General features: G+C 40.9%; 17 protein-coding genes and 2 pseudogenes. 1 reads left to right on the top strand and 18 read right to left on the bottom strand.

The window, feature by feature from the left end:
- Positions 1–2 precede the first annotated feature (2 nt).
- Positions 3–875 (bottom strand): hypothetical protein, encoded by an 873-nt coding sequence (locus tag HMPREF1321_RS07180; RefSeq protein WP_009421988.1) that lies wholly within the window; start codon positions 873–875, stop codon positions 3–5.
- 168 nt (positions 876–1,043) lie between these two features.
- On the opposite strand from HMPREF1321_RS07180, the gene HMPREF1321_RS07175 reads away from it, so the two are divergent.
- Positions 1,044–1,649 carry a superoxide dismutase gene (locus HMPREF1321_RS07175; protein ID WP_009422009.1) on the top strand — a complete coding sequence of 202 codons (606 nt, stop codon included), beginning with the start codon at positions 1,044–1,046 and terminating at the stop codon, positions 1,647–1,649.
- Between the two features lie 120 nt (positions 1,650–1,769).
- Here HMPREF1321_RS07175 and HMPREF1321_RS07170 read toward each other — a convergent pair whose 3' ends face one another.
- From HMPREF1321_RS07170 to HMPREF1321_RS07095, 17 genes and pseudogenes are all read right to left on the bottom strand, one after another.
- Positions 1,770–3,404: a S8 family peptidase gene (locus HMPREF1321_RS07170; RefSeq protein ID WP_009422022.1), complete on the bottom strand. Its 1,635-nt coding sequence runs from the start codon at positions 3,402–3,404 to the stop codon at positions 1,770–1,772.
- 112 nt (positions 3,405–3,516) lie between these two features.
- A complete protein-coding gene (locus HMPREF1321_RS07165; protein ID WP_009422007.1) occupies positions 3,517–4,875 on the bottom strand; it encodes a PspC domain-containing protein in 1,359 nt (452 codons plus the stop codon).
- 3 nt (positions 4,876–4,878) lie between these two features.
- Positions 4,879–5,211, bottom strand: coding sequence for a PadR family transcriptional regulator (locus HMPREF1321_RS07160; RefSeq protein ID WP_002673691.1), 333 nt, complete (start codon positions 5,209–5,211; stop codon positions 4,879–4,881).
- Positions 5,212–5,635: 424 nt separating this feature from the next.
- Entirely contained in the window at positions 5,636–5,947 is a 312-nt protein-coding gene (locus HMPREF1321_RS07155; protein WP_002673689.1) for a DUF3467 domain-containing protein, read from the bottom strand.
- 3 nt (positions 5,948–5,950) lie between these two features.
- The gene (rpoC, locus tag HMPREF1321_RS07150) at positions 5,951–10,237 is read right to left on the bottom strand and encodes a DNA-directed RNA polymerase subunit beta' (RefSeq protein WP_009421992.1); all 4,287 of its coding nucleotides are present in this window, start codon (positions 10,235–10,237) and stop codon (positions 5,951–5,953) included.
- Positions 10,238–10,583: 346 nt separating this feature from the next.
- Positions 10,584–10,732: pseudogene (locus HMPREF1321_RS12405) on the bottom strand (phosphinothricin acetyltransferase).
- Between the two features lie 459 nt (positions 10,733–11,191).
- A pseudogene (locus tag HMPREF1321_RS07140) lies at positions 11,192–11,419 on the bottom strand (hypothetical protein); the annotation flags it as partial.
- Positions 11,397–12,467, bottom strand: coding sequence for a hypothetical protein (locus HMPREF1321_RS07135; protein ID WP_009422024.1), 1,071 nt, complete (start codon positions 12,465–12,467; stop codon positions 11,397–11,399). The pseudogene HMPREF1321_RS07140 and the gene HMPREF1321_RS07135, both read right to left, overlap by 23 nt.
- Positions 12,468–12,712: 245 nt before the next feature.
- Positions 12,713–13,225 carry a GNAT family N-acetyltransferase gene (locus tag HMPREF1321_RS07130; RefSeq protein WP_009421998.1) on the bottom strand — a complete coding sequence of 171 codons (513 nt, stop codon included), beginning with the start codon at positions 13,223–13,225 and terminating at the stop codon, positions 12,713–12,715.
- Positions 13,226–13,766: 541 nt separating this feature from the next.
- Entirely contained in the window at positions 13,767–17,576 is a 3,810-nt protein-coding gene (gene rpoB / locus HMPREF1321_RS07125) for a DNA-directed RNA polymerase subunit beta (protein ID WP_009411590.1), read from the bottom strand.
- A gap of 221 nt (positions 17,577–17,797) precedes the next feature.
- On the bottom strand, positions 17,798–18,181 hold the full coding sequence (gene rplL / locus HMPREF1321_RS07120; protein ID WP_002673673.1) for a 50S ribosomal protein L7/L12: 384 nt from the start codon (positions 18,179–18,181) through the stop codon (positions 17,798–17,800).
- A 51-nt stretch (positions 18,182–18,232) separates the two neighbouring features.
- Positions 18,233–18,748, bottom strand: coding sequence for a 50S ribosomal protein L10 (gene rplJ, locus HMPREF1321_RS07115; protein ID WP_002673671.1), 516 nt, complete (start codon positions 18,746–18,748; stop codon positions 18,233–18,235).
- Positions 18,749–18,770: 22 nt separating this feature from the next.
- Positions 18,771–19,460 (bottom strand): 50S ribosomal protein L1, encoded by a 690-nt coding sequence (gene rplA / locus HMPREF1321_RS07110; RefSeq protein WP_002673670.1) that lies wholly within the window; start codon positions 19,458–19,460, stop codon positions 18,771–18,773.
- Between the two features lie 12 nt (positions 19,461–19,472).
- Positions 19,473–19,910, bottom strand: a complete 438-nt coding sequence (gene rplK, locus HMPREF1321_RS07105) for a 50S ribosomal protein L11 (protein WP_002673669.1) — start codon at positions 19,908–19,910, stop codon at positions 19,473–19,475.
- A gap of 48 nt (positions 19,911–19,958) precedes the next feature.
- Positions 19,959–20,510, bottom strand: coding sequence for a transcription termination/antitermination protein NusG (gene nusG / locus HMPREF1321_RS07100; protein ID WP_002673668.1), 552 nt, complete (start codon positions 20,508–20,510; stop codon positions 19,959–19,961).
- Between the two features lie 11 nt (positions 20,511–20,521).
- Positions 20,522–20,707 (bottom strand): preprotein translocase subunit SecE, encoded by a 186-nt coding sequence (secE, locus tag HMPREF1321_RS11610; protein ID WP_002673667.1) that lies wholly within the window; start codon positions 20,705–20,707, stop codon positions 20,522–20,524.
- A 249-nt stretch (positions 20,708–20,956) separates the two neighbouring features.
- Complete coding sequence (locus HMPREF1321_RS07095) at positions 20,957–22,339, bottom strand: leucine-rich repeat domain-containing protein (protein ID WP_009422013.1); 1,383 nt, start codon at positions 22,337–22,339, stop codon at positions 20,957–20,959.
- Positions 22,340–22,932 lie beyond the last annotated feature (593 nt).

Genomic DNA, 22,932 nt, shown 5'->3' with positions numbered 1-22,932 from the left:
GTTTATTTCAATCGCATTACACGGCTTAAAAGCAAGGGTAAACCTGTATTGGAGTTGATATTATCGTTATTCCAAAAGCTCATCACACAGCCCACGGGACGATTGCGCACCACTTGTGCTACATAGTATACCGTAAGTGTTTTGCCACCGGACATTCCGGCTAAAAGCGAAGTTACCCCTTTGAGGTCAAACACTACTCTCTTGGCTTTGGTAGGCACTTCTTCAAAGATAACGTCTACTTCTTCCTCTTGTGTCGGTTTGACACTTTTGCGCTGTGTGTTCACAGCAAACTGGTCGGCAACGGCTTGTTGGGCGTCTTCCAAGGTGCGGTATATATCCCAGTTCATCCCGCCATTATAAGGGCATAGTACAATGTTAATACCCGTAAAATAACAGTCATCCATTAGCGGAATGGTTCTGCCTGCGAAATTGATACTACTCGCATCAGTAGGAGCGTATTTATCTTCGGGAATTTTGTTTTCTACAATGAGATTTACTAAGGCTTCTTCTACCTCAGGTTCTCTGTTTTTGAGCTTGGTAAAATAAATAAGAGCAATATTATTAGCTTTGTTTTTTACAAAATACAAACTTTGCACTCCCTCGTCAGTTTCTTTTACTACCATATAGTTATCAACAAGCACACGAGGATTGGCAGTAGCTTCTTGCGCTGTTACTTTTAGTTTGCGGTAAGCTTTTTTGAATCCTTTCTCATCAAAAGGGAGGTTCAAATTTTCATTAGTAATGATATAGCCATCAATAGCATAAAAATCTTTACCGCCGTTTTTAATAGCAGAAAGGCGGTCTAAAAGAGAAAGCTCTTGGGCATAAGTAGCTAAAATAAGACTATAAAGGAGAAAAAAGATACAATGTTTCATAATTATAGGGTAGTGGGTTTTTGTAAAAGAAAAATACCTTGCAAAAGTACGAAAATAATTATACTTTCCAAAATATAATTATACCTATATAAGGAAAATCTATCATTAAAGTATCTCAACCAATTAACTTTTATAGTACTTTTGCTAAAAATTTAAAAAGGAAATACTATGTTTACATTACCTAAATTACCGTATGCTTACAATGCGCTTGAACCTTACATCGATGCGCGTACAATGGAAATACACTATACTAAGCACCACAACGCTTATACCACGAACCTGAATACGGCTTTGGCTCCAGCAGGGGTAGAAGGCAAAACTATTGAGGAAATTCTTACCTCACTTGATATGAACAACGCTGCTCTTCGCAATAACGCTGGCGGTTTTTACAATCACAATCTTTTCTGGGAAGTGATGAGCCCTAATGGCGGAGGTAAACCTACAGGAGAATTGGCTAAGGCGATTGAAGAGGCTTTCGGAAGTTTTGAAGCTTTCAAAGAAGTTTTTAGCAAGGCTGCGGCTACTCGTTTTGGCTCTGGTTGGGCGTGGCTTTGTGTACACAAAGGAGGTAAGCTTGAGATTTGCTCTACTGCAAACCAAGATAACCCGCTAATGCCTAACACTGGTTGCGGAGGTTTTCCTATCTTGGGATTAGATGTGTGGGAACACGCTTATTACTTGCACTATCAGAACCGTCGTCCTGATTATATTGAGGCGTTTTTTAACGTGATTAATTGGGCGAAAGTTGCTGAGCTTTACAACGCTCATAAATAAGTCGTAGCAGTCGTAGCGCGACAGGCATTTAAAATGCTAATGACTTATGAATAACAGGCAAATATGAAAAAAGCCGTGTGAGAATTTCTCACACGGCTTTTCATTGTATTATGTAAATTTCTATTTGCTAAGTTTTGTTTTAGTAATTTTAGCGGCTAAGATTACTGCATTTTTAGCATTTACAATAGTACCTGTAGTAGAAAGGTCGGCGAAGTTCATTTCTTTGCGTTTTTTACCTTCATCATCATCTTCACCTACGAGTACTTTCATATCTACTTTTACACCAGACTCCATAATGATTTTCTTCACTTCGGCTGCACTGAGACTTGGGAAGTAAGAGCGCAACAAGGCTGCAACTCCGGCAACTTCGGGAGAAGCCATTGAGGTTCCTTGCAAGAATTCGTATTTATTCTCAGGAGTGGTAGAATAGATTTTTACTCCAGGGGCAAATACATCGACATTGCGTTTACCATAGTTTGAGAAAGAGGCTACTAAATTCTTGTTATATTCGTAGTTCAAAGCCCCTACGGTAAGGAAGTTATCGGAGATTTCTTTCTTGTTTACTTCGTCGTTAGGATAAGTATCTTTCACGTCGATATCCTGAGAGTCGTTACCCGCAGCGTTCACGATAAGAACATCTTTAGAAGCTGCGTATTTGATAGCGTCATACACCCATTCTTTGTGAGGAGAGAAAGCTTTACCAAAACTGGTGTTTATTACTTTGGCTCCGTTATCTACTGCATAGCGCAAAGCAAGAGCGACATCTTTGTCGTACTCATCACCATCGGGGACAGCACGTACTGCCATAATAAGCACATTATCAGCAACCCCATTCATACCGATTCCGTTATTGCGTTCAGCACCAATGATACCTGCCACGTGTGTGCCGTGTAAGGCATCTTTGGTATTGGGACCTATTACGTTATTATTGCCGTAATACTTTTTGGTAAAGTCGTTTTCATTATCTTTTAAGATAGTTTTACGAGGTGAAAAATCGGGGTTGAGGTGATATTTCAGTTTTGTATCGAAATACTCGATAGCGTCGTTGAGTTCTTTTTTGATATCACCAGAATTAGAGACATCTGCTAATAGCTGTTTCATAAACTGAATCATCTCGGTAGTGGGCGCATCGAAAGTTTTGCCTTTGGTAGCAGCATCGATGTCTTTGGCGGTATACACTTCTTTACCTGTGATTTTACGCAAGTTGTTATCGGCAAATTCAGTTATTTGGATAAGTTGCTCATAATAGCCTTTGCGTTTTTTAGTTTCAGCAGTTTCTTTATCGAATTCTTTTTTAGCATTGGCATAATCAGGATTTTTCTTATCCTTAGTTTTGTAAATACGAGTCATCTCGGTATTTTCTTGCGCGATATTACCGAGGAAGTTCCAGCCGTGTACGTCATCTACATAACCGTTTTTGTCGTCGTCAATTCCGTTGTCAGGAATTTCTTTAGTGTTTACCCACACTACGTTTTTAAGGTCTTCGTGGTTGATATCCACACCGGAATCTACCACTCCTACGATTACTTTTTTAGGGGTAAGACCTTTGAGTAGGGCATAGGCTTCTTGCAAGTTCAGTCCAGGGAAGTTTTGTTTAAAACCTTCGTGAGGCCAACCTTTGAGGGTAGCATCATTGTAAGTTTTCTGAGCTAAAGGTGTTGCGGGAGCTTTGTCCATATCGGCACTAACTTTAGTAGCCCGACAGCCCACAAATAGGAAAGTTGCTAAGGCAACCCAGATAAATGATTTTTTCATTCTATTAGTTAATTACGTATTTAAATTCTATAGATTTTCATCTTATAACAAAAACCGTGCAAAAGTACGAAATAATTGCGAATTACAAATTACGAATAACAAAAAAATTACATTAATCTCTTTTTACTTCCTTACCTTTGGGTACAAATAGAGTGATTTGCAGGCGTTGTGCGCGATAGAAATCTCCTTTTGCTATTTGATAGGTTTCAGGGATAGTGATTTGGTTATCTTTCACTTGTAAGGTATAATGGATATTTTTAGTATATTGTTCGGCTTGACCTATGTTTCTGCCTCTTGAATGGGTAGAGACTTCAATATAGGGCTGTGCGCCTTCGGGTAATTCATTAACATTGAAATTACAATCGGCAACCACAAGACTATCGTTTTTGATACCCATAAGACTCGTTTTGTGAGTATAGTTACGGTGTACTACCAAAGTATCGGAAGTGGTAACAACGGGTATTTTTTCTTGTATAACGGTTTCGGAGGTAAAGTCTCTTAAAACAGTTCCTAAGACTGTGAAACCTCCTATGATACCTATGGTTAAGCTCAGCACATTGAACACTATCCAGCTTTTTGGGGTATGAAAATCCTTTACAAAAAGTTTGAAGCAAAGCAGTAAAATAACTGAAACAGGAAACAAGAGTAATAATACTGCTGAAAGGTACAACAAAGAGTGTTGCCAAGTTGCCGCCACTATAAAGGGAAGAAAATCGTTAAGGGCAAGCAGACTAATGCTTCCGAATACGGTTATACCAAATAAGGAGAGCACTACGGCTATTAAGGATATAAGCAATGGCAATAGTAATAGAATCGCAATAAAGTAGAGTATTACTTTCAGTAAGACAGGGAAGCCATTCCTTTGAGGTTTTAGGGTTTCTTTGCTCGTAAAAGAGAAGTTGGAAAGGGTATCGATGGTTACGGCTTCACCTTTCATTTCTAACTTCTGAGCGGCTGTGCGTGCGGGAGGTACCACAGCCCAAAACGCAATATACAAGAGTAACAGAGCAGAGGTAAAAAAGTGAAGAATGAAGATATTCACCAGTAAGACTAATAGAAAGAAGATGCGTACCCAAGTAACGTCGTATTGAAGGTAATGGGCTATGCCTGAGAGTACGCCACCGATTTTCTTATCATCGATATCGCGGTATAGCTTTCGCCCTTTCAAAGAAGAAAAGGTAAATTTGGTTTCAGCAGAAGAGGGTTCTTCACTCTCAACGTATTGTTCGGGACGACCTAATACTTCTATAAGATATTGCACGTCTTGACCAATTACTACTTCGCGCTCTTTAAGACGAACTTTGAGTAGTTCAGCCATACGTTGCTCTACATCGTAGAGAATTTCTTCTCTATCGGTATTTTGGTTCAAATGATTACGCACCTCATTGAGATAGTTATTGAGGGCATTGTAGGCGGTCTCTTCGATGATAAAAGAAAAACCACCCAAACTGATGTTTTTTATTTTGTCCATAATTTAAATAATTTTATCAATCATTGTTTGTAAATCACGCCAGGCTTTTACGGTTTCGTTTAGGAAGCGTCTGCCTGATTCGGTTAGGATGTAGTATTTACGAGGAGGACCTGAAGTAGATTCTTTCCATTGATAGGTAAGTAGCCCGCTGTTTTTTAATCGGGTAAGCAAAGGGTATAACGTTCCTTCGACCACTATCATATCAGCTGTTTTGAGCGCCTCAATCAGGTCGGAAACATAAGCTTCTTTGTTTTTGTCAATAATGGAAAGAATACACATTTCTAAGATGCCTTTGCGCATTTGTGTTCTTGTTTTTTCGACATTAAATTCTTCCATAGTTTTGATGTTTTTAAATTCGGGGCAAAGATACGACAAAAATAAGTATTATGCAATACATAGTACCAAAATAATCAATGTTTTTGTAATAGAAATACTTAAATCATTGATTTATTGAGAAAAAGGAAAGGTAAGAAAATGATATATTTTTTTGGTAGTAGAGATGTATTTTGGGTATGGGGAGCTTATAGGAAGCTTATACGAATCTTGGACGATTGGTATAGGGGAGGTATATAATGCGCTATGTATGAGAGAAGTATAGATTGAAGAAAAACGACATTAAAAATAAGTTTAGTAGGGCGATAAAAGGTAAAAAGCTAAAAAAGGAATTGCTTTTGAAGAAAGTGTAATAAAAAAATGCCAAAGGTGTGAGCCGCATAGGCGGTTAACATCTTTGGCAAAGTTATAATTATTTGTAATTAAATCAGGCTTGTCCGGTTACACCAAAGAGAGGAATGGCGTGACGGTCGTCGCTATTGGTGATAGTGCCATTGGCTTGTTCAAACTTCTGGATATTATCATCTAAGGCGAATAGCAGGCGTTTGGCGTGCTCAGGGGTAAGGATAATGCGACTGCGCACCTTCCCTTTGGGCATCCCTGGCATTACGCTCACAAAATCGACTACAAACTCGGTAGACGAGTGGTTGATAATTGCTAAGTTAGAGTATACTCCCTTGGCAACCTTGTCGTCGAGCTCAATGCTCAACTGTCCTTCTTTTTCTTCTACTCCGTCCATTGGTTATCTCGATTTTTTCTTTTCTACTACGGGTTCTAAATCAGCTTTAGAGCCTACGATGATTTTCTCGTATTCTTTAAGTCCGGTACCTGCTGGTATACGGTGACCTACGATTACATTTTCTTTCAAACCGTCGAGGAAGTCTACTTTACCACTTACCGCTGCTTCATTTAATACCTTCGTAGTTTCTTGGAAAGAAGCTGCTGAGATAAACGATTTGGTTTGCAACGATGCACGAGTGATACCTTGTAGCACTGGCATAGCAGTAGCAGGAATCACATCGCGAGCGATTACCAAGTTCTTATCGGAGCGTTTGAGTAGTGAGTTCTCATCACGCAATTCACGTAAGCTCACTATCTGTCCAGCTTTTAAGTTTTCGGAATCTCCGGCATCTTCTACTACTTTCTTACCAAACAAGCGGTCGTTTTCTTCGATAAAGTCGTCTTTGTGAACTAACTGACCTTCGAGGTAAAGAGTATCACCTGGGTCTTGGATTTCCACTTTACGCATCATCTGGCGAACGATAACCTCAAAGTGTTTATCGTTAATTTTCACCCCTTGCAAGCGGTATACTTCTTGTACTTCGTTTACTAAATACTGTTGTACTGCCGATGGTCCTTTAATACGCAAGATATCATCAGGTGTTACAGAGCCGTCAGAAAGTGGTTTACCTGCACGTACAAAGTCGTTTTCTTGTACCAAGATTTGGCTCGATAATTTCACCAAATATTTGCGTTCTTCGCCCGAGCGTGAGGTAACGATTACCTCTTTATTACCGCGTTTGATTTTACCGAACGATACTACCCCGTCAATTTCGGATACGATGGCAGGGTTCGATGGGTTACGTGCTTCGAAGAGCTCGGTAACACGAGGAAGCCCCCCTGTAATATCCCCAGCTTTGGCAGAGCTACGCGGTATTTTCACAAGCACCTTACCTTCTTCAATCTTGCTGTTGTTGTCCACCATAATGTGAGCACCCACAGGCAAGTTGTAAGAGCGGAGCGTCTCACCATTCTTATCAGTGATGAGCAAGGTAGGAATCAACTTCTTGTTACGCGATTCTACAATCACTTTTTCTTGGAAGCCTGTTTGCTCGTCTATTTCTACTTGGTAAGTAACTCCCTGTTCGATATCTTCATAAGCGATTTTACCAGAGTATTCCGAGATGATTACCGCATTATAGGGATCCCATTGGAAGAGTAAAGTTCCTTTTTTCACCTCTTCTTTGTCTTTTACAAAGATGTGCGCTCCATAAGGAATATCGTGTGTTTGAAGTACCATTTTGGTAGTAGGGTCAAGCACGCGGAGCTCAGATGAACGCACTACTACGTCCACAGGGTTTTGTTCGTTGTCTTTACCACGAACTACGCGTAAGTCTTCTATTTCTAGTACACCGTCAAAACGGGCTTCAGTTTTATTTTCTTCTGATACGTTACCCGCAACCCCACCTGCGTGGAAGGTACGCAAGGTAAGCTGGGTACCTGGTTCACCGATAGACTGGGCAGCAACTACCCCTACGGCTTCCCCTTTCTGTACCATACGTCCCGTAGAGAGATTACGTCCGTAACATTTTGCACAGATACCGTGTTTTGCTTCACAGGTAAGAGCCGAGCGCACTTCTATCATATCAATAGGAGCGGCTTCTATTTTGTCTACTATTTTTTCAGTAATTTCTTCACCAGCACCCACAATAAGTTCTTCGGTGAGAGGATTGTATACATCGTGGAGCGATACACGTCCTAAAACGCGCTCGCCAAGAGTTTCTACTACTTCCTCGTTCTTTTTGAGGGCACGTACTTCTACTCCACGCAAGGTTCCACAGTCTTCTGTATTAATAATCACGTCTTGTGATACGTCTACCAAACGACGAGTTAAGTAACCTGCGTCGGCTGTTTTCAAAGCGGTATCGGCAAGACCTTTACGGGCACCGTGGGTAGAGATAAAGTATTCGAGGATAGATAGCCCTTCTTTAAAGTTTGACAAGATAGGGTTCTCAATGATTTCACCACCCCCTACGCTCGATTTCTTAGGTTTTGCCATCAAACCACGCATACCGGTAAGCTGACGAATTTGCTCCTTAGAACCACGCGCTCCCGAGTCGAGCATCATATACACTGAGTTGAACCCTTGTTGGTCTGTGCTGATGCGTTTCATCGCCAATTCAGTAAGTTGTGCATTGGTTGATGTCCACACGTCAATTACCTGATTATAACGCTCGTTGTTGGTGATGAGCCCCATATTATAGTTCATCATAATACCATCTACGAGTCCGTTAGCTTCGGCTATCATATCCGCTTTTTCTTGTGGAATGATGATATCGCCTAAACTGAACGACAATCCGCCTTTAAAGGCAAAACGGTATCCCATATTCTTGATTTTGTCAAGGAAGTCTCCCGTTACAGGAATGCTAGTAGCTTTAAGGATACGACCGATGATATCACGCAATGATTTTTTGGTAAGTACCTCGTTGATGTAGCCTACTTCCAAAGGTACAAGCTCATTGAAGAGCACACGTCCAGTGGTTGTTTCTACTACGGGGTAATACACATTGCCATTTTCGTCGAGGTCACGCACTTTCACTTTAATAAAAGCGTTTAAGCTGAGCTTTCCTTCGTTATAAGCGATATTCACTTCTTCTGCTGAATAAAAAACTGAGCCTTCCCCTTTAATAGGATGTTCAGGGGTAGACTTACGACCTTTGGTGATGTAGTAAAGCCCCAAGACCATATCTTGTGAAGGTACAGTAATAGGCGAACCATTCGCAGGGTTGAGGATATTGTGTGAAGCCAACATCAAGAGTTGTGCCTCTAAGATAGCCTCAGGACCTAATGGCAAGTGCACCGCCATTTGGTCACCGTCGAAGTCGGCATTGAACGCTGTACACACAAGCGGGTGCAACTGTATTGCTTTCCCCTCAATGAGCTTAGGTTGGAATGCCTGAATACCCAAACGGTGCAAAGTAGGAGCACGGTTCAGTAGTACAGGGTGACCTTTAATTACATTCTCCAAGATATCCCATACTACGGGCTCTTTCTTGTCAATGATTTTCTTAGCTGATTTCACCGTTTTCACAATACCGCGCTCGATGAGCTTACGTATTACAAACGGCTTATAGAGTTCGGCTGCCATATTCTTTGGCAAACCACATTCGTACATTTTGAGTTCAGGACCTACCACAATTACCGAACGTGCTGAATAGTCTACACGTTTACCGAGGAGGTTCTGACGGAAGCGCCCTTGCTTACCTTTCAATGAGTCAGAAAGTGATTTAAGCGGACGATTAGACTCTGTTTTTACAGCTGATGATTTACGTGTGTTGTCGAAAAGTGAATCTACCGACTCTTGAAGCATACGTTTCTCATTGCGCAAAATCACGTCAGGAGCTTTGATTTCCATCAAGCGTTTTAGACGGTTATTGCGAATAATCACACGTCTGTAAAGATCGTTAAGGTCGGAAGTCGCAAAACGTCCCCCATCGAGCGGTACTAACGGGCGTAATTCAGGCGGAATCACAGGAATCACCTTCATTATCATCCATTCAGGTTTGTTCTCGCGGTTTCTTTGAGATTCGCGGAACGCCTCCACCACTTGTAAGCGTTTAAGAGCTTCAGTTTTGCGTTGTTTAGAACTTTCGTTATTAGCTTTGTGACGCAAGTCGTAAGAAAGTGCGTCTAAATCCAAACGTTCTAAGAGTTCAAGAAGACACTCAGCCCCCATTTTAGCGATGAACTTATTAGGGTCAGTATCTTCTAAATATTGGTTATCAGCAGGAAGACTCTCAGTAATAGCGAGATATTCTTCTTCTGAAAGAAAGTCTAAGTATTGTAAATCTTCACCTTCTGGTCCTTTGGCAATACCTGGTTGGATAACTACATAGCGCTCGTAGTAGATAATCATATCCAACTTTTTCGAAGGAAGCCCTAACAAATAACCTATTTTGTTAGGTAATGAGCGGAAATACCAAATGTGAGCGATAGGCACCACAAGGTTGATATGTCCTACTCTTTCGCGGCGTACTTTTTTCTCGGTTACTTCCACGCCACAACGGTCGCAGACGATGCCTTTATAACGAATGCGTTTGTATTTACCACAAGCACATTCATAGTCCTTTACAGGACCAAAAATACGCTCACAAAACAACCCGTCGCGTTCAGGTTTGTGAGTACGATAGTTGATAGTTTCAGGTTTAGTAACCTCACCGCGTGAAACGGCTAAGATAGATTCAGGAGAGGCCAAACCAATCGAAATCTTATCAAATTTAGGAACAGCTGTATTTTTTTCTCTTGCCATATTATTTATGGTGAATATAATAAATTTATGGGGCTTCATAGAGGTCTCCCCACGAAGCCTATTTACAAAATATCGTGCAAAAGTACAACTATTTTTTAAAATAGCAATTATTTTTTCGTAATATTTTTAGAAGAATATTTTAAGAGGTTGATAGTTAGTAGCATAAAATTTATCGAAGTCTCAAACTTTTACACTTTCAAAGTTTCTACTTGCCTGTCCTGCTACTATCTTTGCCAAAGCTTCTAATTTCCTTGTCGTCCTACGCCCTTTCTCAAAGTTGAAATCTCCTCCGTATTACCTTCATCATTCGTTCCTGGTCATTCGTCATTTCTTCTCTTTTCCGTCACTATCTTCCTCCTCTCCGGGGAGTAGCCAGCAATAGCTGGGTATGCGCCCGGCGAAAGCAAAGTATGTGTAAGGGGGAGGTTTGTCACCTTTTCCAGCTTGTCCCCCTTCGGGAATTTTGGGGCTTACCGAATAAATGACTCGCCACATTCCCCCTCATTGAGGGGGCTAGGGGGAGGTTATTTCCTACTGCCTATGGCCTAAGGTCTATTGCCTCTTCCTTTTTCTTTCGCCTCGAAATCCCGTTTTTAACATTTTTAGCGTTGTTGTATTATATTATTAATCAGCTTTTTATACACCCTTTCTATACCAATCGTCCAAGATTCGTATAAGCTTCCTATAAGCTCTCTATAAGCTAACCCCACCCTCCTTACACCCTTTTTTCATCAAAAACCCTTCCTCCCCTCTTCCGAACTTTTCCGTTTCCTTCCGAACTCCTCAACCTTTCCCCATTTGCTAATTTTTCCCCGCCTGCCGTGCTACGGCTGCCTGTGTGGCTCACACTGCCTGTGTGGCTCGCACCTTTGGCAAAGTTGATTATTTCTGGTATTATTGGTATTATTTGGTATTATTGGCATTTATCTCATTCTCCAATCTGCTAATTTGCTAATTTTCTCCGCCCGTCGTGCTACGACCTTCTTTTTTATCCATTTCTTCTATTGGGAAAAGGTGCAATACGCTTTTATCTTCTACAAAATCGAACATTTCATAGATTTCTTCTAAAAACTCTCCCGAAATATCAAACTTTTCAGCCAATACTTGGGTATCTTCCGCTTTGTAGGCTAATAAGATTTGCTCCAAAAGATTCCTACGTTTATTTTTTTCCCCAGTCAACAGGTGCCCATTGTGTGAGCTCCCAAGGGAAGTCGTTGATGTTATCGAACTTGCCGTACTTCTTCTCAAACTCCCCATCGTGTTCCCAAGGGTCTAACCCGTGGATCGCAAGCTCATAAATGCCGTGCTCGGTGGTGAAAGTGTGGCAAAATGCGTTCTTATCAGCGGCATAAGCCCCATATTTCTGCACCGCCTTGGCAATCATCAGGGTCATAGGACCCAATCCGAGTTTATCCAAGTCCACTTTCGGGTCGATACGGCACCATTGCCCTTCCATTGGGGCGTCGGCATCGTCCAGATCGCCATCGCCAGCCTTCGCAGGCCACGAAAAGCCTTTACGGGCGTGCGCTATGGTGAACGATAGGGCGTGATTGATCTCCCCTGCCCTCACTTCCTCGATACCGATCTGCGACAGCGGATTGAGCATTCCCACTACCGAGCTACCGCCTTTGGTAAGGCGCATCCAATAGTTGTCCTTAGCGAGCCCGCGCAGTCCTGGCTTGGCAATGAAGTAGCCCGAGCCTTTAAACTTGTACTCACCGCTGTTCACATACGTTACTCCGAAGTACTGACGCATCACTCCTGTTGCCACGTCGTACACCGCCATATGCGCATCGTTCCCAGCGGCAGGCTTGGCATCGTGCACGATAGGCTGACGCCCTCCCGTGTATTTATAGATGTCAGGTTCGTCTCGCTCATAGTGCCCTTCGGGGATAAAATTAGCATAATGCTGGTTCTTATCATTACTATCTACAATAATTATGGTGTAATTATAGTGCTGACGAGTAATAGTGGTGATCACCCCGTAAGGATTGGTTGCCAGCGATCTCATTTTCTTTGCAATCGCTGCTGAATTAGGCGCGAGAGGCATTTCTTTGTCTACCCTTCGCGTAAAAACGGTCCCCTTTGCCACATAGTTCTTTCCGAAAAGGTCGCCCGAAGTTTTGTACACTACGCTGGGGTCGATCGGATCCTCTCCGCCGCCTCCGTTGCTGTCCTTTCCGCAAGCCACAAGGGCAAATGCTGCTACTAATGTTATGAACTTTTTCATAGTCGGATGTTATTTAAATGTTTGTTATCCTTTTACAGTTTACCTACGATGCTTCTGCTGTTCATCTTCTCCTGCTTGTTTGCCACAAGCAGATAATATGAGTAAAAAGAAAATAAGTGTTTTGTTACGTATCATTTTAAATATTTTTATTGATTTCATCCTTTCAAAATCAACTCAAAGAGAGTTGTATTGCCGATCCTTATCTTAACCTTGTATGTTCTTTTTGCATATAACATTTTCATATCTTAAAACATCGACAGTTTCATTAAAATATCGGTTTGAGCATCAGAGCCTAAGATAAAGATGTGTGCATCGAAAGCTACAAATCCATTTTTTTGGTAAAAACGCAAAGCTCTCTCGTTCTTCTCCCATACACCTAACCACACATAAGATACTTTTCGCTCTTTAGCTACTTCAATAGCTTTTTGATAAAGCGCTTGACCTACCCCACTGCCGTGAAATTCTTTTAACACATAGATACGTTCTATTTCCATTGCATTAGGGTCTTGTGGTTCTGTTTGAGCAGAGGCAAAATTGAGCTTCAAATAACCTATCACCTCATTTTCTTCTTCGGCAAAGAAGAAAAGAGAATCTGGATTTGATAGTTCTTGCTGTATTTTGGCTGTTCCAAAACTCGTAGTGAGATATTGCTCCATATCCTCTGGAGTATTAGTCTCAGCAAAAGTTTCGTAGAAAGTTTGCTTGCCAATAGCCTGCAATAAGGCTATATCAGTTGTGATAACAGGACGTATATTCATATTGGTATGTTCAGTATTATTATCCGCTAATAGTTTCTAAGCTAATGCGATAGTTATCATTGAGCCTTATATTCATCAAATGCCCCAAAAAGTAATCAGGGTTGGTATTCTGTATTATTGTCAAAGTTGTTGCATAATAATTCTTTTTAGAAAGAAAACGCACAAATATACATTTTTTTCAGCAAAAAACAATATTTTGACTTTAATTTCCTAATTTTGTATCCCAAAAGAATAATGATGAAAGAACTAAAAAATCTATTACAGCAAGTCGCTACTATCACCCAAAAGAACAATGAACTTTTGGACGCTATGGGAGGGCGCTAAATTGTAAAAACTGATGCTTTCTTCGAGAGTTCCAAACAAAGAGTAGAAATACTATTAGAGGCCTTAAAAGGATTAAAATTGTAGTAAATAATCTATCTTATTGCTATCTAATTCCTATATAAAACAAAAATTCCAAACTACTGAATATTCAATAGTTTGGAATTTTATTATAATTTCAATAATTAATTATTAGCCATTAACCATTAATAATTAATCATTATTCTTCAAGTCTGATATCCAATCCAAGACCTTTAAGTTCGTGCATCAATACGTTGAAAGATTCTGGCAAGCCTGGTTCTGGCATTGTCTCACCTTTTACAATCGCTTCGTAAGTTTTTGCACGACCTACTACGTCGTCGGATTTTACAGTTAAGATTTCGCGTAAGGTACTAGATGCTCCATAAGCCTCCAATGCCCATACCTCCATCTCTCCAAAACGTTGTCCACCAAATTGGGCTTTACCTCCCAAAGGTTGTTGGGTGATAAGTGAGTACGGACCGATAGAACGAGCGTGCATCTTATCGTCAATCATATGTCCGAGCTTAATCATATAAATCACACCTACAGTTGCTTTTTGGTCGAAACGTTCACCAGTACCACCATCGTATAGGTAAGTATGACCGAAACGCGGTACGCCTGCTTCATCGGTAAGCTCGTTAATTTGCTCAAGCGATGCTCCATCGAAGATAGGAGTTGCAAACTTCTTGCCGAGCTTTTGTCCTGCCCAACCCAATACAGTTTCGTATATCTGACCGATGTTCATACGTGAAGGTACCCCAAGAGGGTTCAACACGATGTCTACCGGAGTTCCGTCTTCAAGGAAAGGCATATCCTCATCGCGAACGATACGTGCTACGATACCCTTGTTACCGTGGCGACCAGCCATCTTATCTCCTACTTTTAGCTTACGTTTCTTAGCCACGTAAATTTTAGCTAATTTTAGAATACCTGCAGGTAATTCATCTCCCACAGCAATGGTAAATTTATCGCGACGCAATCCTCCTTGTAGGTCATTTTCACGAATGCGATAGTTGTGCAAAAGGTCGTCTATAAGACCGTTGATGTGCTTATCGTCAGTCCAACCTGCAGAAGTAAGATGAGCATAATCCTCAATGCCTTCAAGCACTTTTTTAGTATATTTCTTACCTTTAGGCACAATTTCTTCACCGAGGTCGTTTACTACTCCTTCCGAAGTCTTTTCAGCTACCAAACTGTATAGTTTTTCCAATAATTTAGAGCGAAGAGCTTCAAACTTAGCGTTGTAATCAGCTTCTAATTGTGCTACATCTTCTTTATCTTTACTGCGTTTGCGTTTGTCTTTTACCGCACGTGAGAACAATTTTTTGTCGATAACCACCCCGTAAAGTGAAGGTGAAGCTTTTAGAGAAGCATCTTTCACATCACCTGCTTTATCACCGAAGATAGCACGGAGGAGTTTCTCTTCAGGGGTAGGGTCTGATTCTCCTTTAGGAGTAATCTTACCGATAAGAATATCCCCTGGGCGTACTTCTGCTCCAATGCGAATCATACCGTATTCGTCCAAATCTTTGGTCGCATCTTCCGATACGTTAGGGATATCATTGGTAAGTTCTTCGGCTCCCAATTTAGTATCACGCACTTCCAAAGCGTATTCATCAATATGGATAGAAGTAAATAAATCCTCGCGTACAGCGCGTTCCGAAATCACAATCGCGTCCTCAAAGTTATAACCTTTCCAAGGCATAAACGCTACCTTCATATTACGACCGAGTGCTAACTCTCCGTTTTCAGTAGCATAACCTTCACACAACACCTGACCTTTTTTCACTCTCTCACCTTTTTCAACTATCGGTTTTAGGTTGATACAAGTGCCTTGGTTTGTTTTTTGGAATTTGATAAGGTTATATACTGTTTCATCAGCATCAAAGCTCACCAATTTTTGTTCATCAGTACGGTCATAAGTGATAATGATTTTATCAGCATCTACATAATCAACTGTACCATCACCCTCTGCGTTCATAAGCACACGGGCATCTGAAGCTACACGGCGTTCCAAACCTGTTCCTACGATAGGCGCTTCAGGTCTTAACAAAGGTACTGCCTGACGCATCATATTCGAGCCCATTAATGCACGGTTCGCGTCGTCGTGTTCCAAGAACGGAATAAGGGAAGCCGAAATAGAAGCGATTTGGTTAGGCGCCACGTCTATATATTGTACTTCATTAGGTTCAATTACAGGAAAGTCACCATCTTCTTTTACAACCACTTTTTCCTCAATGATATTAGCTTTATCGTCTAATGCGATATTAGCCATACCAATTTTGAGTCCTTCTTCGTCTTCGGCAGTGAGGTAGGTCATATCTTTAAGATCTACCTTCCCATTAGTAACTTTGTGGTAAGGCGTTTCTATAAAGCCCATACCGTTTACCTTCGAGAATACCGCCAACGAAGATATCAAACCGATATTTGGTCCTTCTGGGGTTTCAATAGGGCACAAACGTCCGTAGTGAGTATAGTGTACGTCTCGCACCTCGAAGCCCGCACGCTCACGCGACAAACCTCCAGGCCCTAAGGCGGACAAACGGCGTTTGTGAGTAATCTCAGCCAATGGATTCGTTTGATCCATAAACTGAGATAATTGGTTTGTACCAAAGAACGAGTTAATCACAGAAGAAAGGGTCTTCGCATTGATCAAATCGATAGGAGTAAATACCTCGTTGTCACGTACGTTCATACGTTCGCGGATAGTGCGCGACATACGAGAAAGACCTACGCCAAACTGAGCTGCCAATTGCTCTCCTACCGTACGCACACGGCGGTTAGACAAGTGGTCGATATCATCTACCTCTGCTTTAGAGTTGATGAGCTCAATCAAATATTTCACGATGGTGATGATATCCTCTTTGGTAAGCACTTGCTTTTCCATAGGGGTATCCAAGCCCAATTTTTTGTTGATACGGTAACGCCCTACGTCTCCCAAGTTGTAACGTTGGTCTGAGAAGAATAGCTTGTCGATAATACCGCGAGCAGTTTCCTCATCGGGTGGCTCAGCATTACGCAACTGTCGGTAAATGTGTTCCACTGCTTCTTTCTCAGAGTTGGTAGGGTCTTTTTGTAAAGTATTGTGGATAATGGTATAATCAGTAGCCTGACTATCTTCTTTGTGAAGAAGAATGGTCTTTACATCAGCTTCTAAGATTTCTTGAATGTTATCTTCATCGAGTACAGTATCGCGGTCGAGGATAATCTCATTACGCTCGATAGATACTACCTCTCCGGTATCTTCGTCTACGAAGTCTTCGTGCCAAGTGTTGAGTACACGGGCAGCTAAACGACGACCGATGTATTTTTTAAGCCCTGTTTTAGAAACCTTTATTTCTTCTGCAAGGTCGAATATTTCCAATATATCTTTATCGCGTTCAAACCCAATCGCACGGAAGAGTGTTGTAACAGGGAGTTTTTTCTTACGGTCAATATAGGCGTACATCACGTTGTTGATATCGGTAGCAAACTCAATCCACGAACCTTTGAAAGGAATGATACGTGCAGAGTAGAGTTTAGTACCATTAGCGTGAAACGACTGACCGAAGAATACCCCTGGTGAACGGTGTAACTGCGATACTACTACACGCTCAGCTCCGTTGATAACGAATGTTCCGCTTGCCGTCATATAAGGGATTGTCCCCAAATAAACGTCTTGTACGATAGTTTCAAAATCTTCGTGCTCGGGGTCAGTACAATAAAGCTTTAATCGGGCTTTCAGAGGCACACTATAAGTAAGACCGCGTTCTATACATTCTTGGATAGTGTAGCGAGGAGGGTCTACGAAATAGTCGAGAAACTCCAATACGAATTGGTTGCGAGTGTCCGATATAGGAAAGTTCTCTTTAAAGGTATGATACAATCCCTCGTGCACTCGGTCTTCCGATTTGGTCTCCATCTGAAAGAACTCTTGAAACGATTTGATTTGAATATCCAAGAAGTCAGGATATTCAGGAACGTGTTTCACGGAAGCAAAATTCACTCTTGCGGTTTGATTCGTAAGCATTTTCTTTACTTTAATATTATTGTTTAATCGTTAGTAGTAAGTCGTTAGTCGTGGGTTTGTCATAGTTAAGACTTTGTCAAAGTCCTAAACTTTTTTAAAGTTCATATGGCACAAATCTCTTGCCATAATATCGTTGTTGTATTGTTGCCTTAAATTACAAAATGGTTTAGGTCTAATTCCTACTGAAAAAGACCTAAACCTTATAGGGTTTATAAGTAAAATTATTTCAATTCTACTTCTGCACCAGCTTCTTCTAAAGATTTTTTAAGCCCTTCAGCTTCTTCTTTAGAAACACCTTCTTTTACTTTTGAAGGAGCGCCGTCTACTACTTCTTTAGCTTCTTTTAGTCCAAGACCAGTTAAGTCTTTTACTAATTTAACAACCGCTAATTTGTTAGCACCTGCTGATTTCAAGAATACATCAAATTCTGTTTTTTCAGCACCAGCTTCTGCTGCACCTCCGGCTACTGCACCTCCAGCGGCTACTGCTACTGCTGCAGCTGCTGGCTCAATGCCGTACTCATCTTTCAAGATTTGTGCAAGCTCGTTTACTTCTTTAACGGTTAAGTTTACTAATTGTTCTGCGAATTTTTTTAAATCTGCCATTTTTCTATCGTTTTTGTTTAATTGTTTAAAAATAATTTTGTGCGTTTAGTTTTATTTTTCAGATAAGGTCTTGATGATACCAGCCAATTTACCTCCTCCTGATTTAAGAGCTGAAACAACGTTCTTGGCAGGTGATTGGAGCAAGCCAATGATTTCACCAATAACTTCGTTCTTAGATTTGAGAGCTGATAAGGCGTCTAATTGATTGTCGCCTATAAATACAGCTGCATCTACATATGCCCCTTTCAAGATAGGTTTCTCTGATTTCTTGCGGAACTCTTTAATGAGCTTAGCAGGAGCGTTCCCTACTTCAGCATACATCAATGAGGTATTTCCTTTAAGAATAGTTGGCAATTCACCAAACTCTTTTTCTGAAACTTCCATTGCTTTGGCAAGCAAAGTGTTCTTTACAACTGCCAATTTGATATTTGCTTTGAAACAAGCACGACGCAGTGCGCTTGTGTCCTGAGCATTCAAACCAGTTAAATCTGTTACATAAATAACATTACTCTCAGCTAACTGTGCAGTTAAATTATCTATTACTAATGATTTTTCTTCTCTTGTCATAATTTTGGTTTTTAACTACAAATTAAACTGTTTTAGTATCTACTGCAATACTTGGGCTCATAGTAGATGAAAGATAAATCGATTTCATATACGCACCCTTAGCGGCAGTAGGTTTCATCTTTATTAATGTTTGAATTAACTCATTGGCGTTGTCTACAATCTTATCGGCAGTGAAGGATATTTTACCGATAGAGGCGTGAACGATACCTGTTTTGTCTACACGGAAGTCGATTTTACCAGACTTTACTTCTTGTACAGCTTTCCCGATTTCCATAGTAACAGTACCAGTTTTAGGGTTTGGCATCAAGCCTCGAGGACCCAATACTCGTCCTAAAGGACCTAACTTACCCATTACTGCTGGCATAGTAACGATTACGTCTACATCTGTCCAACCATCTTTTATCTTTTGTAGATATTCATCAAGCCCTACATAATCAGCTCCAGCAGCTTTAGCTTCTGCTTCTTTCTCTGGAGTTACTAAGGCAAGCACTCGCACGTCTTTACCTGTTCCGTGAGGAAGCGTAACTACGCCTCGCACCATTTGGTTTGCTTTACGTGGGTCTACCCCTAAACGCACTGCAATGTCCACAGAAGCATCAAATTTAGTGTAAGTGATTTCTTTGAGTAATGCTGAAGCCTCTTTTAATGAATAGAGTTTGTTTCTATCAACTTTTGCAAGAGCTTCTTTGTGTTTCTTTGTTAATTTTGCCATATTGCTTTGCGATTAAAAAGGTTTTTCTCCAGTTACTGTAATACCCATTGAACGTGCCGTACCAGCAACCATACTCATTGCAGATTCAATTGTAAATGCACTCAAATCCGGCATTTTGTCTTCTGCAATTGCTCTCACTTGTTCCCAAGTGATACTTGCTACTTTCTTACGGTTTGGCTCTCCGGAACCTCCTTTAACCTTAGCGGCTTCCAACAGCTGAACAGCAGCAGGCGCAGTCTTGATAACAAAGTCGAATGACTTGTCTTTGTAAACGGTGATAACCACAGGAAGCACTTTTCCTTGTTTGTCCTGCGTACGTGCGTTGAACTGCTTGCAGAACTCCATAATATTAACACCGGCAGCACCTAATGCGGGTCCAATTGGTGGCGAAGGATTCGCTTGACCTCCCCGAGCTTGTAGTTTAACTACTTTACTAACTTCTTTTGCCATTGTTTATAATTAATAATTTATTTAAATGCCTCTTTTACGAGGACTTTGTTACAATTTCTCTACTTGAGTGTAGCTTAGCTCTAATGGCGTTTTGCGCCCAAAGATTTTTACCATCACCTCAAGTTTGCGCTTCTCTTCATTCACGCGCTCTATGGTAGCATTAAAGCCGTTGAAAGGTCCATCTATAAGTTTTACCATTTCACCTACTTCAAACGGAATCGCTACCGTCTCTACCGTCTCAGCCAATTCATCTACCTGACCGAGCATACGGCTTACATCAGCTTTGCGCAAGGGTAGTGGGTCGCCTCCTTTGGTTTCACTCAAAAAACCTACTACTCCTGGGATAGACTTAATGATATGCACTACCTCACCTGCTAAGTGAACTTTTACCATTACATAACCGGGCATATGAACCCTATCCTTAGTGGTCTTCTTGCCATTGCGCACCTGAACCACCTTTTCAGTAGGCACTAATACTTCTTCCACATAGTCCGCATACCCCAATCGTGAGGTCTCGTTCTCTATGTAGTTCTTTATTTTGTTCTCCTGACCGGTAACGGTTTTAATTACATACCATTTTTTTTCTATTAATCCAGACATCCTCGCTGTTTTTATTTCATAAATTCAAAATACTTACCTATAAGGTATTCAAATGAAGAATCCATTCCCCAAATTACTAATGAAAATAAGATGGAAAACACCACTACTACCACCATTTCTCTCTGTGCGTCCGAAATAGTAGGCCACGTAACGTGGTTCGTTAGCTCTTCATAAGACTCTTTAATGTATTGAATCATAACTTATTAGTGTTATAAGTGAGTAATATTACGCCTATTTATGTGCGCTTTTGGGTGGCAAAAGTACGGCGAATTTTTCAATCCGCCAAACTTTTTACATTATTTTTTTAATATTTATGCTTCCCCACCTCATTCTTTAACCTTTTACCTTTTCCGTCCATCTCATTCTTTTACCTTTTACCTTTTATCTTTTACCTTTTACCTTTTATCTTTTACCTTTTATCTTTTACCTTTTACCTTTCCCTCCCACTATTCCAAAGCACAATCTTTCCACCCTACCGCTTCTCTGTATAAACTTAGTGACCTATGTGGCACTACCACTTTACCGCGGTAGCCTATTTTATTTATAATAGGAGGTGTTGTAGCTTTACTGTGTAATTCCATAAGTCCACTATTCTCAAAGGCTCCTAAACCTATCTTTTCTATGCTACTCGGAAAATTCAGCTCTTTCAAATTCGCGCAACCGTAAAACGCCTGCACCCCTATTGAAGTCGTAAACTTTGATAGTTTTACCTCTGTGAGGTTTGTGCAGTTGTAAAATACCTTCGAAGCAATTACGGTTACCGCTTTCGGTAGTTCTACCGTTTGTATATTCTGGCATTCACCAAAAGCAAGACCTCCTATATATTTTACCTCATCAGGCAAATCAATGTATTGCAAACTCTTACAGCCGTAGAAAGCTGCGTAATAAATATTGGTAAGTGCCAAAGGCATCTGCACCCGCACTAGCGAACTACAATTCTTAAAAGCCTGTATATTGATTTTCTCTACCGTATCCGGAATCACAACAGCAGTAAGACTCGTACAGTCCAAAAAAGTATCGTTTAGGATATGGCGTAACCCGTAAGGCAGTTTCACCTTCATCAAACTGCTACAACTGTTGAAAGCACTTGCCCCTAAAAACACTACACTATCAGGGATATCAATGCTTATCAATCGTCTGCAATACTCAAAAGCATCATCACCTATACTCTCCAATTGCTTAGGAAATGTTACCGAAGAGAGGTTTTCGCAGTACGCAAAAGCACTACTTCTTATATTCTTCACGCTTTCAGGGAGCACCGCCTTCTGTAACTGCTTGCATTGGTAGAAGAGTTGTGAAGAAATCACCGATAGTTTTTCGCCGAGAAAATTCACCTGTTGCAAGCCCGAACAATCCATAAAAGCCCGATTGCCCAGCTCACTCACATTTTCCGGAATATCTATCTTTTTCAGTGAAGAACATCCTCTAAACGCTTCTTCCCCTATATTAGTAACCGAATTAGGCAGATATATTATCAACAGTTTAGTACAATTCGCAAAAGCACGAGCTCCTATGTAGGTTACCGAATTAGGCAATATTTCCACTTTCGTAAGGTTAGTACAGCCCGAGAAAGCCCCCTCTTCAATAGTAGTTACCGTTCCCGCAATGCTGATAGATTTCAGTGGAAGACAATCTTTAAAGGCTTCTTTGGCAATTCTGTTTACAGTGCGAGGCAGTTCGATGCTTCCATCTCGGGGCAACTTACTGTTGTCGCATTTCAGCAGTACCCCATCACTGATGATAAGCGCCTCCAATCCCTTTTGTGCAAAGACAAACTGACTTAAAAAGAGAAAACCCAAAAAGAATTGTTTGTAGATAGCGGTAGTCATTATTCTGATGTTTTTAGGGGGCAAAAGTACATATTTTTAGCAGAACTCACAAACACATCTCCTAATTCTCTAATTTTCAAATAGGCTAATTAAATTACCAGTCACGCTATGCTCTCATATTCCCTTCGTCAATCGTCCCTCGTCATTTCTTCCCTTTTCCGTCACTACCTTCCCCCTCTCCGAGGTAGCCAGCGACTGCTGGATATGTGTATAGGAGGATATTTTTACCACATTACCTTCGCTTCTCCGTCACACTCCCCCTAGTGCCTATGGCCTAAGGCCTATTGCCTCTTCCTCTTTCTTTCGCCTCGAAACCCCGTTTTTGCCATTTTTTGCATCGCTGTATTATACTATGAGTCAACTATTTATACACCCTTTCTATAACAATCGTCCAAGATTCGTATAAGCTTCCTATAAGCTCTCTATAAGCTAACCCCACCCTCCTTACACCCTTTTTTCACCAAAATTCCTTCCGACCTACTTCCGAACTTTTTCGTTCCCTTCCGATAGCTCAGATGTCTCATTTTTAGGGGTATACACTTTGCCAAAGTTTCAAACTAAGGTTGTAAGGAACATTTTTAACTATCTGAATA

The sequence above is a fragment of the Capnocytophaga sp. oral taxon 412 str. F0487 genome (assembly GCF_000271925.1).
In the GTDB taxonomy this organism is placed as follows: domain Bacteria; phylum Bacteroidota; class Bacteroidia; order Flavobacteriales; family Flavobacteriaceae; genus Capnocytophaga; species Capnocytophaga ochracea.
The sequence above is the reverse complement of the archived record's forward strand: the minus strand, read 5'-3'. Positions and strand labels throughout refer to the sequence as shown.

What these genes read in the sequence shown, in the direction of transcription:
- rplA (WP_002673670.1), bottom strand. Translation starts at nt 19,460, where the DNA reads ATGGCAAAATTAACAAAGAAACACAAAGAAGCTCTTGCAAAAGTTGAT.
- HMPREF1321_RS07155 (WP_002673689.1), bottom strand. Translation starts at nt 5,947, where the DNA reads ATGGACGGAGTAGAAGAAAAAGAAGGACAGTTGAGCATTGAGCTCGAC.
- nusG (WP_002673668.1), bottom strand. Translation starts at nt 20,510, where the DNA reads ATGTCTGGATTAATAGAAAAAAAATGGTATGTAATTAAAACCGTTACC.
- rplJ (WP_002673671.1), bottom strand. Translation starts at nt 18,748, where the DNA reads ATGACAAGAGAAGAAAAATCATTAGTAATAGATAATTTAACTGCACAG.
- rplK (WP_002673669.1), bottom strand. Translation starts at nt 19,910, where the DNA reads ATGGCAAAAGAAGTTAGTAAAGTAGTTAAACTACAAGCTCGGGGAGGT.
- rpoC (WP_009421992.1), bottom strand. Translation starts at nt 10,237, where the DNA reads ATGGCAAGAGAAAAAAATACAGCTGTTCCTAAATTTGATAAGATTTCG.
- HMPREF1321_RS07135 (WP_009422024.1), bottom strand. Translation starts at nt 12,467, where the DNA reads ATGAAAAAGTTCATAACATTAGTAGCAGCATTTGCCCTTGTGGCTTGC.
- HMPREF1321_RS07130 (WP_009421998.1), bottom strand. Translation starts at nt 13,225, where the DNA reads ATGAATATACGTCCTGTTATCACAACTGATATAGCCTTATTGCAGGCT.
- secE (WP_002673667.1), bottom strand. Translation starts at nt 20,707, where the DNA reads ATGATTCAATACATTAAAGAGTCTTATGAAGAGCTAACGAACCACGTT.
- HMPREF1321_RS07170 (WP_009422022.1), bottom strand. Translation starts at nt 3,404, where the DNA reads ATGAAAAAATCATTTATCTGGGTTGCCTTAGCAACTTTCCTATTTGTG.
- rpoB (WP_009411590.1), bottom strand. Translation starts at nt 17,576, where the DNA reads ATGCTTACGAATCAAACCGCAAGAGTGAATTTTGCTTCCGTGAAACAC.
- rplL (WP_002673673.1), bottom strand. Translation starts at nt 18,181, where the DNA reads ATGGCAGATTTAAAAAAATTCGCAGAACAATTAGTAAACTTAACCGTT.
- HMPREF1321_RS07095 (WP_009422013.1), bottom strand. Translation starts at nt 22,339, where the DNA reads ATGACTACCGCTATCTACAAACAATTCTTTTTGGGTTTTCTCTTTTTA.
- HMPREF1321_RS07165 (WP_009422007.1), bottom strand. Translation starts at nt 4,875, where the DNA reads ATGGACAAAATAAAAAACATCAGTTTGGGTGGTTTTTCTTTTATCATC.
- HMPREF1321_RS07180 (WP_009421988.1), bottom strand. Translation starts at nt 875, where the DNA reads ATGAAACATTGTATCTTTTTTCTCCTTTATAGTCTTATTTTAGCTACT.
- HMPREF1321_RS07175 (WP_009422009.1), top strand. Translation starts at nt 1,044, where the DNA reads ATGTTTACATTACCTAAATTACCGTATGCTTACAATGCGCTTGAACCT.
- HMPREF1321_RS07160 (WP_002673691.1), bottom strand. Translation starts at nt 5,211, where the DNA reads ATGGAAGAATTTAATGTCGAAAAAACAAGAACACAAATGCGCAAAGGC.